Consider the following 12,027-nt stretch of genomic DNA (forward strand, 5'->3'; position numbering starts at 1 on the left):
TTAGGCGAAATGCGACTTGAGCTGGTCGACGAGATCGGTCTTCTCCCAGGAGAAGCCGCCGTCCGCGTCAGGCGTCCGGCCGAAGTGGCCGTAGGCGGAGGTGCGCGCATAGATCGGTCGGTTCAGCTGAAGATGCTCGCGAATCCCCCGCGGCGAGAGGCGAATGAGCTGAGGCAGCAGCTCTTCCACCTTCTCCTCGCACACATGGCCGGTGCCATGCAGATCGACATAGATCGAGAGCGGCTCGGCGACGCCGATCGCGTAGGACAGTTGCAGCGTGCAGCGGTCGGCGAGCCCCGCCGCGACGACGTTCTTGGCGAGATAGCGGGCGGCGTAAGCGGCCGAACGATCGACCTTGGTCGGATCCTTGCCGGAGAAGGCGCCGCCGCCGTGCGGCGCGGCGCCGCCATAGGTGTCGACGATGATCTTGCGGCCGGTGAGGCCGGCGTCGCCGTCGGGCCCGCCAATGTAAAATTTACCAGTCGGATTGACGTGCCAGACGGTCGTGTTGGTGATCCAGCCGTCGGGCAGCGCGTCGCGGATATAAGGCTCGGCGAGGCTGCGAATGTCGGCCGGCGACAGGGTCTCGTCGACGTGCTGATGCGACAGCACGATCTGCGTCGCCTCGACAGGCTTGCCGTCGGCGTAGCGCACCGTGACCTGGCTCTTGGCGTCGGGACCGAGGCCTTTTTCCTTGCCGCTATGGCGGGCCTGGGCGAGCAGCTCCAGAATCTTATGCGAATAATAGATCGGCGCCGGCATCAGTTCGGGCGTTTCGCGCACCGCGTAGCCGAACATGATGCCCTGGTCGCCCGCGCCTTCGTCCTTGTTGCCGGCGGCGTCCACGCCCTGTGCGATATCGACGGACTGCTCGTGCAGCAGCACTTCCACATTGGCGGTGTTCCAATGGAACCCACGCTGCTCATAGCCGATGGCGCGAATCGCGCCGCGCGTGATCTCGATGATGCGATCGAAGGGAATATGCGGCCCGCGCACTTCTCCGGCGATGACCACGCGGTTTGTGGTCGCGAGAGTCTCCGCGGCCACGCGAATGGCGTAGGGGTCGATGCCCGCCTTGGAACCTTCACGGAAAAACTCGTCAACGATTTCATCTGAAATACGGTCGCAAACCTTGTCCGGATGGCCTTCGGAAACGGACTCGCTCGTGAAAAGATAATTTTTCCGGGTCACTTCCAAATCTCCGATGGCTTTGAGGAAGAGTTGAACAACTGCGGAGCAGGGGGAGTCATCTGCCAGCGCGCGTTCGGTGCGTCAAGCCGAAAAGGCCAAATCGTTCGTTTTGGAGAACGACATTCTCTTATTCCCGCGCCGGCTCCGACTGCTCTGCGAGCGTCGTCACCAGATCGAGCACGCGCTTTCGCACCTTGGGATCGCGGATGCGGGCGAAGGCGCGATTGAGATGCAGGCCTTCCGTCGTCGATAAAAAATCGACGACATATTGCGACGAGGACTCCTCTGCGAATCCGCCGGTCGGCGCTGGCGCGCCGCTCGCTGGCGCGCCTTCGAAGAAAAAGGACGGCGGCACGTTCAGCGTCTTCGAAATCTGTTGCAGGCGGCTCGCGCCGATACGATTGGCGCCTTTCTCGTATTTCTGCACTTGCTGAAAAGTGATTCCGAGCGCTTCTCCAAGCTTCTCCTGACTCATTTTCATGAGAATGCGCTGCATGCGAACGCGGCTGCCGACGTGACGATCGATCGGATCTGGCGCCTTCTTCAACTTTACCGCCTCCTGCTCAGTTGTAGCCGAATTGTCGTCGGGCGCGCAAGCTACATCGCAGGTAGGTGCATGAATTTCAAGAAGATTTCAGCTAAGCGCGGTCGGGCGGCGATCTTCCCGGCAAGGACAGTCTACATTTCCCGGCCTGCTCCGATAGCTGCGTGGCCCGTAGAACCGTGAAAAGTGCAAGGTCCAGGCGCCGAGGCCAGCGTCGCCCCCATGCAAGCGGCGTCTTTTCGCCGCGGGCGAATCATCGAACGCCCGACGAAGCAGAGCGACTTTATGGCCAGCGCCGCGCGACGCCGAGCAAGGCCAAGGCCGTCGCTGCGGCGAGGAGCGCTGGGAACGCCAGCGCGCCATAGGTGGCGAAGACGGTGGGCGCCGCCTCCCTCGGCAGACGTCCGTCAATGAGGCCTTCTTCGCCGAGCGGCAGCGACTGGAGGATGCGCCCATAGGCATCGATGATCGCCGAAACGCCGGTATTGGCGACGCGGATCATTGGCAGCCCTTCTTCGATCGCGCGCAGGCGGGCCTGGGCCAGATGCTGATAGGGGCCGGTCGTGCGGCCGAACCATCCGTCATTGGTGACGTTGAGGAACAGAAGGGGGCGATCGGCGGCCCCGCGCGGGATCGTTTCGCCCGGGAAAATCGCTTCGTAGCAGATGAGCGGCGCAATTGGCGGCAGACCGGGCGCCGCGAGAAGGCGTGGCCCCGCGCCGCGGTCCCATATCCCCGGAACGAGGTGATTGATTCCAAGCGGCCGCAGCAAATCCTCCAGCGGCAGATATTCTCCGAAGGGGACGAGATGCACCTTGTCGTAAAAGGCGACGATCGACTCTCCCTTTAGCGCCTCGATCGAATTGAAGATTCTGCTCCGCCCTCCGTCGTCATCGCGTTCGGCCCGCGCCGCGCCGGTCAGAAGAACGCCGCCCTTGAGCGCGCGGGCGATCGCCGCCAGCGCTTCCGGGTGGCGTGAAATGACATAGGGAAACGCCGATTCCGGCCAGATGAGATGGGTGACCTCGGCGAGGCCGGACGGCCGCGCGTTTGTCGCGCGTTCCGAGAGGTCGAGATAGTGACGCAAGATTTTCGCGCCGTTCTCGGGACGAAATTTCGCATCCTGAGAGAGATTGGGCTGCATCAGTCGCAACGCAACGCCGTCGACATATTCCGTTTCGTTGGCGCCCAGCCGAAACACGCCATAGGCGAACATCAGCATGGCGAGCGCCGCCGCGGCGAGCATCGTCCCGCCAATGCGGCGCGCGCCGCGGGGCGCGCGATCGATGAGCGTCGCGGGCGCGGCGAAAATCACGATCGCGATAATGTCGAGCCCGTGCAGGCCGACGAGAGAGGCCGTTTGCGCCATCGGCCCGGCGCTTGTGAGCGCCATGCCGAAATCATTCCAGGGAAAGCCGGTGAACAGATGCCCGCGCAGCCACTCCGCGGCGCCCAGTCCCGCGGCCAGCGCGAAGACGCGGGCGCCGCCGGGCGACCACAAGAGGCGCGCGAGCGCGAAACCCGCGGCCGGAAAAATCGCGAGAACCGCCGGCAAACCGAGCACGGCGAGCGGCAGCGCCCAGGCGAATTGGTCGGCTTCGACGAGCATCGCGGCGCCCATCCACCAGAGGCCCGCGACGAAATAGCCGAAGCCCAGCCACCAGCCGGCGCCGGCCGCCGAGACGATCGGCGCAAGGGCAAAGCGCGGCGCATCTTCGCCGTCCGCCGCGCCGTCGATGAGCCAGACGGCGAGGGTGAGCGGGACGAACATGGCCGGGATGAAATCAAAAGGCGCCAGCGCCAGCGCGCCGGCCGCGCCGGCGCAGAAGGCGATCGCGCGGCGCGTCCAGCCGCGGGCAAGGACAATGCGCTGCAAAAGAGTCGGCGCCGACGCGCGCGCGCTGGCGATTTCGGCTATCTGCGCCATCGATCCTCGAACCGCCGCGAATCGGCAGACCGACTTTACAGCGGATTTAGCAGACAATTTTGTGCGCGTGCGAAGGATGTCTCACGCCGGCCGGCGCGACCGCACGCGCAGCTTGCCGACGCGCCGCGGATCGGCGTCGACGATCTCAAACTCGTGGGAGTCGACCGGCGTCGCGATGATCTCGCCGCGCATCGGGACGCGGCCGGCGAGCCACGCGACCATACCGCCGAGCGTCGTCACCTCGGCGGGCGTATCTTCAAGTCGGAAGTCGACGCCGAGCCGCGCCGTCACTTCATCAAGATCGGCGCGCCCGTCGATGATGAAATCGCCGTTCTCAAGCTCGACGAAGCCGGACTCGTCGATGACGTCATGTTCGTCCTCGATGTCGCCGACGATCATTTCCATGATGTCCTCGATGGTGACGAGGCCGTCGGTGCCGCCATATTCGTCGATGACGAGCGCTAGATGCGTGCGCGTCGCCTGCATACGGATCAAAAGATCGAGCGCCGGCATGGAGCGCGGCACGAAGAGCACCGGCTTGAGCAAATTCGCCTGCGACAGCGGCGTGTCGAAATCGATCTTTCTCGGTTCGACGGTCGTCGCGTCGGAGTCTTCGCGCCGATCGGCGCAGCAGGCGATATGATTGACGAAATCGCGGATATGGATCATCCCGCGCGGATCGTCGAGCGTATCGGCGTAAACCGGCAGGCGCGAATGGGCGGCGGTGCGAAACAGCTCCAAGGCTTCGCGCAACGGCGCATCCAGCGAGATGGCGACGATGTCGGCGCGGGGGATCATCGCGTCGTCGACGCGCATGTCGTGCAGACCGAGGACGTTCTTCAAGAGCGCCCGCTCATGCGGGGTCACGTCGCACGCCGACTCTTCAAGCCTGTCTTCGATGTCCTCGCGCACCGAGGCCGGCGCAAGACCGAGCAGCCCGCGCAGCCTGTCGACGAGGCTCAGGCGCGGTCCATCGCCAGTGCGTCTTAATGGAAGGGGATCGTCGGCGTTATCGTATCGCGTCGACATGCGCTTTGTTCAATTCGCTCCGCCGGCCGGCCCGTCTGCATCATCCGCATAGGGGTCGGGAAATCCAAGCGCCGTCGCGATCTTACGCTCCAGCGCTTCCATCCGCTCGGCCTCGGCGGCGGTCTCGTGATCATATCCGATCAGATGCAGAAATCCATGTGCGACCATATGCGCCGTGTGGGCGCGCAAAAGCTTGCCCTGTTGCTCCGCCTCTTTGGCGACGGTTTCGAAGGCGACGATCACGTCGCCAAGGAGAGGCTTGCGCTCGAGCGCGCCAGGCGTCGGAAAAGACAGGACATTCGTGGGTTGATCCTTGCCGCGCCACTCGGCGTTGAGCTGCTGAATCGCCGCGTCGTTGCAAAATGTGACGCTGATTTCACATTCGGGAGCGAGCGCAGCCCCGCTTATGGCGAGACTCTGACGAACGCATTCTTTCGTCAAATTTTCCAGATCCCCGACGCGCCGCCATGCAGGCGCCGCGACATTCACGTCGATCTCCAAAGTCAGGGTTCCCCGCGCGTCTGCTTGTTGGCGCGCGCGGCGCGCTCATAGGCTCCAACGATTTGCCGCACAAGATCGTGACGCACCACGTCGCCTTCCGAAAATCTCACGCGACCGACGACGTCGAGATTGGCGAGCAGGCTTACGGCTTCCGAGAGGCCGGATTTCTGCCCGGGAGGCAGATCGGTCTGCGACGGATCGCCGGTGACGATCATCCGCGAGCCTTCGCCGAGCCGGGTGAGAAACATCTTCATCTGCATCGAGCTGGCGTTCTGCGCCTCGTCGAGCAGGATGCAGCTCCGCGTCAGCGTGCGGCCGCGCATGAACGCGAGCGGCGCGACTTCGATGAGTCCGGTCTGCATGCCACGCTCGACCATCCGCGCATCCATGAAATCATGCAGCGCGTCGTAGATCGGGCGGAGATAAGGATCGACCTTATCGCGCATGTCGCCGGGCAAAAAGCCGAGACGCTCGCCAGCTTCGACGGCGGGACGCGACAAAATGAGCCGTTCGACCGCGCCTTGCTCCATCAGCTGCACGGCGTGTCCGACCGCGAGCCAGGTCTTGCCGGTGCCCGCAGGTCCCTCCGCGAAGACCAGCTCGTAGCGCTTGAGCGCGCGCAAATACTGGTCCTGCGCCGCGTTGCGCGCGCGCACCGACCCGCGTTTGCGGGTCAGGATCTGCTCGAAAGCGCCGCGTGACGGCTCCGAATCCGGAAACAGGCTGCGTTGGCGCGCTGATTCTTCTATGGCGCCGTCGACGTCGCCCAGCGTGATCGTCTGACCCAGCGCAACGCGCTCATAAAGGGCCTCCAGCACGCGTCGCGCATGTTCGCAGGCCTCGGACTTGCCTTTGAGCGTGACGTGATTGCCATTGGCGAAGGAGGCGACCCGCAAGCGTCGTTCGATCTTGGCGAGATTCTGGTCGTAGAGGCCGAAAACGAGCGAGGCGTGACGGTTGTTTTCAAAGGCGAGCGTGATTTCCGCTTCCGGGTCAACAGGCTCCGGTCCCCGTGCGGCGAGCAACGGGTCGTCGATCGTCGTCAAGCCTTCGCCTCCTCGCTCATGAGCCGTCCGCCCAAGGAATTCGAGCCCGCCGCGATGATCTTCACTCTGGCTTCGCGGCCGATAAGCTCCATCGGGCCTTCAACATGCACAGCCTGCATATAGGGACTCTTGCCCCCAATTTGCCCCGCGTGCCGACCGGCCTTTTCAAAGAGCACGTCGAACTCTCGGCCGACGGTCGCCGCGTTGAAGGCGTGCCGCTGTTCGTCAAGCAGAGCCTGTAGCGCGGCGAGGCGTTCGCTTTTCACCGTCTCGTCGATTTGATCGTCCCGGTCGGCGGCGGGCGTGCCGGGCCGAGGCGAATATTTGAACGAAAAGCTTGAAGCGAAGCCCACAGTACGGGCGAGCGTCATCGTCGCCTCGAAATCCGCGTCGCTTTCGCCGGGGAAGCCAACGATGAAGTCCGACGACATGGCGATGTCCGAGCGGGCCTTTCGCAGGCTCTCGACGATCGAGAGATACGCGTCTGCGCCGTGCTTGCGGTTCATGGCTTTCAGAATGCGGTCCGAGCCCGATTGAACCGGCAGATGCACATAGGGCATGAGCTTTGGAATCGCGCGATGCGCGTCAATCAACTCCTGCGCCATGTCGACCGGATGACTTGTGGTGTAGCGTAGCCGCGCCAACCCTTCGATCCGCGCCAGCCGGTCGAGAAGCTGCGCAAGGCTTGCCTCCCCGCCGTCTCCATCCGGACCGCGATAGGCATTGACGTTTTGGCCGATGAGCGTGATCTCGCGCACGCCGGCGTCGACGAGCCGCAGGGTCTCGGCGATGATCTCGGCGACGGGACGCGACGCTTCGGCGCCGCGCGTATAGGGCACGACGCAGAACGAGCAGAACTTGTCGCAGCCTTCCTGCACGGTGACGAATGCCGAAACGCCGCGCGCGCGAATCTGCGCGCGGTTCGGGGCGGGCAGGGTACGAAATTTGTCCTCGACGGCGAAATCCGTATCGGCGAGGCGGGCGCCTTCCCTGGCCCGGCGCAGAAGCTCCGGCAGCCGGTGATAGCTCTGCGGACCGACGACGACATCGACGGCGCGCTGGCGCTTGAGCACCTCTTCGCCCTCAGCCTGGGCGACGCAGCCGGCGACGACGATTTTCATGTCGCGGCCTTGCGCGTTCAGCGCGCGTTTGGCGATCGCAAGCTTGCCGAGTTCAGAATAGATTTTTTCCGCAGCCTTTTCGCGAATATGGCATGTGTTGAGGATGACGAGATCGGCGTCTTCTTCGCTCTTGGTCTCGGCGTAGCCCTCGCGGCTGAGCAGGTCAGCCATGCGCGTCGCGTCATAGACGTTCATCTGGCAGCCGTATGACTTGACCAGAACTTTGGAGAGTCGTGCAGCTTCGGACCGCTGAGGGTTGGATCGCGCCTCAATCAGTTCTTTGACGTCTGTGACTATTTTTCGGCTCCATCGTTCGCCCGGGCGACTCGGCGCGCCATCCGAGCAGACGCAGTATACGACTTTTTTTGCCCCTTAGCGCCGCAAGAGGCGCCTTGCACTCATATTTTCTGAACCGGCCCGCCATAGCGCAGGAGCAGCGCATCCGCCGTGAGCAGCGTGACGCCTTCGACGACCGCCTGAGCAATAAGCAGTCGATCGAACGGATCCCGATGAATCAACGGCAGCGCATCCGTCGCGAGCGCGTGTTGACCGAGCACGGGCAACTCGTCGTATCCATTGTTCAGGAGACCCTGACGCAGCGCACGCGGGTCGACTTGAAAGTCGGCCCGATTGAGGCTGCGTTTGATGGCGACTTCCCACAGGCTTGCGACGCTGTAGACGAGTTCATTTGCCTCTTCGAGCAGGACCGCTTGAGCCTTTTTTGAGAGGCGATCAGGCGACACTGCGGCCCATAGGATGATCTGGGTATCAAGCAGCAGTCTCACGCGTCGCCTTCGAATAGCCGTCCGATCTCGATCTCGCCCATACGGTCGAAATCTTCTGGGATAACTCCCTGTCCGGCCATGAAGCCGAGCCGCTGGATCTTGGACTGAGCTGCCGCCTCGAGCGGCGTGACCTTCACCAAAGGTTTTCCGGCCTTCGCAATGATGAAAGGCTTTCCCTTAGAGGCAAGATCGACCAGTTTGGAGAGCTGGGTCTTGGCTTCGTGAATGTTGACGATGCGCATGAGCGTCTCGGCTGGACTAAACCAAGTTAGTCTAGTTTACCGAGAGGCGTCCTGCAAGCCGCGCGCGCTCAGATCTCCAGCCGCAGAGCGATCGCCGCGCGCCGTTCGCCGTCGGCGCGCTGATAGTAATTCTCCCGCCGGCCGATCTCTTTGAAGCCCTCGCGTGCGTAGAGCTTCAGCGCGGCCTCATTGTCGTCGGCCACCTCCAGAAAGACGAGCCGGGCGCCGCCGCGCTCGAGATTTTCGAGATGTTTTTCGAGAATGCGCCGGCCCAGTCCCGCGCCGCGTCTCGCGGGGTTCACGGCGAAAGTGAGGACTTCGGCGTCGGGCGGCGTCAGCCGCGAGAGGATGAAGCCCCCAAGCTCACCCTTGCGGCCCTCCGCGACCGCGCCATCGGCGATGATATGGGCGTCGGTCAGATAATTCTCGAAGTCGATTTTCGACCAGCCAAATGCGAAGGACGCCCCGTGCAGACGTTCGCAGTCATCGGCGCGCTCCGCCCCGATGGGTTCGATGACGAAAGTCGGCTTGGCGAAGAAAGACGAAAGCAGCGTCATGGCGCTAGCTCACGCTTGGGCCGTGGCGGCGGCCCGGGCTCGGGCGGCCGCATCGCCCAAGCCCGCGGCGTCCTTTTGGGCGTCGGGGCGCGCGGCCGGCATGGTGACGTCGGGCTCTTTAAGATAAAGCGGCCGCGCGGGCGCGGTGTCAGGCTGCGCGGCAAGGCCCAGACGCGCCACGAGGGCGATTTCGGGCGCAGGCCGCTCGCTCACGATTCGGACCGGAATGCCGCGGGCGCGCGCCTCCTTCGCAAGGAGCGGCGCGCCGGAGCCGGTCAGAAGCAGCGGGCCGGTCCCGAGCGCGCGTAGCGCTTCAGGGGCGTTCATGCGGCGCGCGGTAAGCAGCGGGCGGCCGCCCGGGCCAAAGGCGGCGATGTAGACTTTGTCGTGGCGCGCGTCGATCGCCGCCGCGACGACGCCGTCGAAAGGATCGATAATCAGCGGCGCCGCAAGCGCGGCCAGCGTCGAGACGCCGACGATCTCGGCTTTGCAGGCGAGCGCGATCGCCTGACCGGCGGCGAGGCCGATACGAATGCCGGTGAAGGAGCCGGGGCCGACCGTCACGGCGACGCGGTCGAGCGAGGCGAAGCCCCCCTCGACTTTGCTCATGATTCGCCGGATCAGCGGCAGCAGCGCCTCGGCGTGGCCGCGCTCCATGTCCACAGATTCGGCGGCGATCGGCGCCGCCGCGTCATGGTCCAGCACGCAGGCCGAGACGGCTGGCAGAGCGGTGTCAATCGCAAGGATTCGCATGATTCGTTGATTATGACGCTTTTCGAGGCGCGATCAACGTCGCCTCCGGAGACGCCGCCCCTACGCGGGCTCGACCGCCTTCACTTGCGGCAGGAAATGCTTGAGCAGGTTCTCGATGCCGTGCCGCAACGTCGCGGTGGACGAGGGGCATCCGGAGCAGGCGCCCTTCATCGCAAGGTAGACGACGCCATCCTTGAAGCCGCGAAAGACAATGTCGCCGCCGTCGCCGGCGACCGCCGGGCGCACGCGCGTCTCGATCAGCTCCTTGATCGTGGCGACCGTCTCCGCGTCGGCCGAGTCATAGAACTCGCCGCTGGACTGCGCCGGCGCCGCGCCTTCGGTCAGGAGCGGCGCGCCGGAGGCGAAATGCTCCATGATCGTGCCAAGAATGGCGGGCTTCAGATGCGGCCATTCGGCGCCGTTCTTCGTCACCGAGACGAAATCCGCGCCATACATCACCGCCTCGACGCCGTCGATGGAGAGCAGCGCCTCGGCGAGCGGCGCGTGGGCGGCGTCGTCGCGCGAGCGGAATTCCATCGCGCCCTGGCCAAGAACGTCCTGGCCGGGCAAAAACTTGAGCGTCGCGGGATTGGGGGTAGCTTCAGTCTGGATGAACATCGGGAGTCTCCTGCGTCCGGTTCAAGGCCGGCGCGAAGTGCGCGATATCACAAATTGGGCCTTCTGTGACATCGTCGACATTACATTTAAGCGCTTCGCCGCAGTCTTGCGAGACTCTTCGGCGCGACCGCCACCGCTTGAGCGCGACCCCCGCCCACACCGCCTCGACCAGGCCGAAGGGCCAAGCGCCTTGAAGAAATCCATAGACTGACCCCAAAGCGCAGGCGGCGGCGAAACACAGCACGAACCAATGGCTGCGTTCTTCCAGAGTATAGGCCAGCAGCATCGCGCTCACGGCGAAAAGCCCGAACCATGTCAGCGCATCCATCGTTCAATCTCTCTGGGCCCCGTCTTGCATTTGCCATGCCCAATCGAATCTCGCCGTGTCACCCGATGGATGAATCCTCGCTACTCGACGCCAACGCTGCTTATTATCGGGCCTTCGCCGCACGTGACCTTGGCGCTTTGAACGATCTGTGGGCGGAGGAGGGCTGTTCCTGCGTTCACCCTGGCTGGCCGGCGCTCGTCGGGCGCATGCCGGTGCTGGCCTCCTACCGCGATATTTTTCGTAATCCGGCGCAGGAAGCGGTCACGACGCGAGATCCACAGACGCTCATCGAGGGCGCCGACGGCCGGGTCTTTTGCATTGAGGAGGTCGGCGGCGGGTTGCTGCTCGCGACCAACTGGTTTCGTTGGAGCGGGGAGCGCTGGCGGCTCGTGCACCATCAGGCGAGCCCGCTCGCCCCGCCGCCCACGCGGCGGGAAGGCAAGCGGTCGCTTCACTAGGGCGGTCGTCGTCACAGGGGACGCGGCTCAGGAGTCCGCGCCTTCCGCCTGCTTCTTCCGGCTCGTCTTCTTCGGCTCCCGGCGCGGGCCCTCCACGAGCCGCACGACCATGCCCCACAGCGTGCGCACGTCCTGCTGGGTGAGGCCCATGCGGTGGAACATATTGCGCAGGTTGCGCGACATGACGGGCTTTTTCGTCAGCGGACGGAAGAAGCCGCGCTTGTCGAGTTCGCCTTCGAGGAAATCGAAAAAGGCCAGCGTCATTTCGCGCGTCGCCGGGGGCGAGCGTTCTTCGATCTCAAAGGGAATGGCGTCGCCATGCGCGGCGCGGAACCATTCATAGCCGGTGAGCAGCACCGCCTGCGCGAGATTGAGCGAGGCGTAGGCGGGATTGACCGGAAAGGTGAGGATGGCGTCGGCGAGCGCGACGTCGTCATTGTCGAGGCCGGTGCGCTCGGGGCCAAACAGCACGCCATGTTTCTCGCCCGCCGTCACGCGCGCCGCCGTGCCCGGCATGGCCTGGGCCGGCGTCAGCACCGGCTTCATCTGGCCGCGTCCGCGCGCCGTCGCGGCGTAGACGAAGGACAGATCCTCGATCGCATCGCGGACGCTCTCGTAGAGTTTCGCGCTTTCGAGGAGATGCACGGCGCCGGCCGCCGCCGCATAGGCGCCCTTGCGATAGGCGCCGGTGCGCGGCCAGCCTTCGCGCGGCGAGACGAGGCGCAAATCGGAGAGGCCGAAGTTGGCCATGGCGCGTGCGCACATGCCGATGTTGACGGCGAGCTGCGGACGCACGAGCACAATCGCCGGCCCCCCGCAAAGGGCCGTCTTGCTGCGATCCGTTCCGGCCCCGACCAATTCTCCTCCTCGCCCCGAGCGGCGGCAAATTAGGGCGGAAAGCGCGCGGGGGGAAGGGCGCTTCGGCGC

General features: G+C 64.5%; 14 protein-coding genes and 1 pseudogene. 1 reads left to right on the plus strand and 14 read right to left on the minus strand.

The genetic code is table 11. The features are described from left to right. From metK to ACR65W_RS17245, 13 genes and pseudogenes are all read right to left on the minus strand, one after another. Window positions 1-1,191, minus strand: coding sequence for a methionine adenosyltransferase (gene metK / locus ACR65W_RS17185; RefSeq protein ID WP_434502886.1), 1,191 nt, complete (start codon window positions 1,189-1,191; stop codon window positions 1-3). Window positions 1,192-1,318: 127 nt separating this feature from the next. Next, on the minus strand, window positions 1,319-1,738 hold the full coding sequence (locus ACR65W_RS17190) for a helix-turn-helix domain-containing protein (RefSeq protein WP_434500728.1): 420 nt from the start codon (window positions 1,736-1,738) through the stop codon (window positions 1,319-1,321). 280 nt (window positions 1,739-2,018) lie between these two features. Beyond that, the gene (gene lnt, locus ACR65W_RS17195; RefSeq protein WP_434500729.1) at window positions 2,019-3,662 is read right to left on the minus strand and encodes an apolipoprotein N-acyltransferase; all 1,644 of its coding nucleotides are present in this window, start codon (window positions 3,660-3,662) and stop codon (window positions 2,019-2,021) included. Window positions 3,663-3,743: 81 nt separating this feature from the next. Further along, window positions 3,744-4,691, minus strand: coding sequence for a hemolysin family protein (locus ACR65W_RS17200; protein WP_434500730.1), 948 nt, complete (start codon window positions 4,689-4,691; stop codon window positions 3,744-3,746). Window positions 4,692-4,700: 9 nt separating this feature from the next. Further along, a complete protein-coding gene (ybeY, locus tag ACR65W_RS17205) occupies window positions 4,701-5,192 on the minus strand; it encodes an rRNA maturation RNase YbeY (RefSeq protein ID WP_434500731.1) in 492 nt (163 codons plus the stop codon). Window positions 5,193-5,194: 2 nt separating this feature from the next. Further along, complete coding sequence (locus ACR65W_RS17210; RefSeq protein ID WP_175093082.1) at window positions 5,195-6,238, minus strand: PhoH family protein; 1,044 nt, start codon at window positions 6,236-6,238, stop codon at window positions 5,195-5,197. Next, window positions 6,235-7,656, minus strand: coding sequence for a tRNA (N6-isopentenyl adenosine(37)-C2)-methylthiotransferase MiaB (gene miaB / locus ACR65W_RS17215; RefSeq protein WP_434500754.1), 1,422 nt, complete (start codon window positions 7,654-7,656; stop codon window positions 6,235-6,237). The genes ACR65W_RS17210 and miaB overlap by 4 nt, the downstream gene beginning before the upstream one ends. Window positions 7,657-7,757: 101 nt before the next feature. Then, window positions 7,758-8,144 (minus strand): PIN domain-containing protein, encoded by a 387-nt coding sequence (locus ACR65W_RS17220; RefSeq protein WP_196400750.1) that lies wholly within the window; start codon window positions 8,142-8,144, stop codon window positions 7,758-7,760. Continuing rightward, the gene (locus ACR65W_RS17225) at window positions 8,141-8,386 is read right to left on the minus strand and encodes a type II toxin-antitoxin system Phd/YefM family antitoxin (protein WP_434500732.1); all 246 of its coding nucleotides are present in this window, start codon (window positions 8,384-8,386) and stop codon (window positions 8,141-8,143) included. The genes ACR65W_RS17220 and ACR65W_RS17225 overlap by 4 nt, the downstream gene beginning before the upstream one ends. 68 nt (window positions 8,387-8,454) lie before the next feature. Then, the gene (locus tag ACR65W_RS17230; RefSeq protein ID WP_434500734.1) at window positions 8,455-8,943 is read right to left on the minus strand and encodes a GNAT family N-acetyltransferase; all 489 of its coding nucleotides are present in this window, start codon (window positions 8,941-8,943) and stop codon (window positions 8,455-8,457) included. 9 nt (window positions 8,944-8,952) lie between these two features. Further along, complete coding sequence (tsaB, locus tag ACR65W_RS17235; protein ID WP_434500735.1) at window positions 8,953-9,696, minus strand: tRNA (adenosine(37)-N6)-threonylcarbamoyltransferase complex dimerization subunit type 1 TsaB; 744 nt, start codon at window positions 9,694-9,696, stop codon at window positions 8,953-8,955. Between the two features lie 60 nt (window positions 9,697-9,756). Next, window positions 9,757-10,314: a NifU family protein gene (locus tag ACR65W_RS17240; RefSeq protein WP_434500736.1), complete on the minus strand. Its 558-nt coding sequence runs from the start codon at window positions 10,312-10,314 to the stop codon at window positions 9,757-9,759. A 115-nt stretch (window positions 10,315-10,429) separates the two neighbouring features. Then, window positions 10,430-10,642: pseudogene (locus ACR65W_RS17245) on the minus strand (hypothetical protein); the annotation flags it as partial. Between the two features lie 65 nt (window positions 10,643-10,707). Between ACR65W_RS17245 and ACR65W_RS17250 the strand changes: the two are divergent. Further along, the gene (locus ACR65W_RS17250; RefSeq protein WP_434500737.1) at window positions 10,708-11,100 is read left to right on the plus strand and encodes a nuclear transport factor 2 family protein; all 393 of its coding nucleotides are present in this window, start codon (window positions 10,708-10,710) and stop codon (window positions 11,098-11,100) included. A gap of 27 nt (window positions 11,101-11,127) precedes the next feature. Here the strand turns inward: ACR65W_RS17250 and ACR65W_RS17255 are convergent, their stop codons facing one another. Next, window positions 11,128-11,958, minus strand: a complete 831-nt coding sequence (locus tag ACR65W_RS17255) for an RNA methyltransferase (RefSeq protein WP_434500738.1) — start codon at window positions 11,956-11,958, stop codon at window positions 11,128-11,130. Window positions 11,959-12,027: the final 69 nt, after the last annotated feature.

It is taken from the genome of Methylocystis sp. (assembly GCF_051062815.1).
Classification (GTDB): domain Bacteria; phylum Pseudomonadota; class Alphaproteobacteria; order Rhizobiales; family Beijerinckiaceae; genus Methylocystis.

Coding starts and splice junctions, on each gene's coding strand:
- lnt (WP_434500729.1), bottom strand. CDS start 3,662: ATGGCGCAGATAGCCGAAATCGCCAGCGCGCGCGCGTCGGCGCCGACT.
- ACR65W_RS17200 (WP_434500730.1), bottom strand. CDS start 4,691: ATGTCGACGCGATACGATAACGCCGACGATCCCCTTCCATTAAGACGC.
- ACR65W_RS17225 (WP_434500732.1), bottom strand. CDS start 8,386: ATGCGCATCGTCAACATTCACGAAGCCAAGACCCAGCTCTCCAAACTG.
- ACR65W_RS17230 (WP_434500734.1), bottom strand. CDS start 8,943: ATGACGCTGCTTTCGTCTTTCTTCGCCAAGCCGACTTTCGTCATCGAA.
- tsaB (WP_434500735.1), bottom strand. CDS start 9,696: ATGCGAATCCTTGCGATTGACACCGCTCTGCCAGCCGTCTCGGCCTGC.
- ACR65W_RS17240 (WP_434500736.1), bottom strand. CDS start 10,314: ATGTTCATCCAGACTGAAGCTACCCCCAATCCCGCGACGCTCAAGTTT.
- ACR65W_RS17250 (WP_434500737.1), top strand. CDS start 10,708: ATGGATGAATCCTCGCTACTCGACGCCAACGCTGCTTATTATCGGGCC.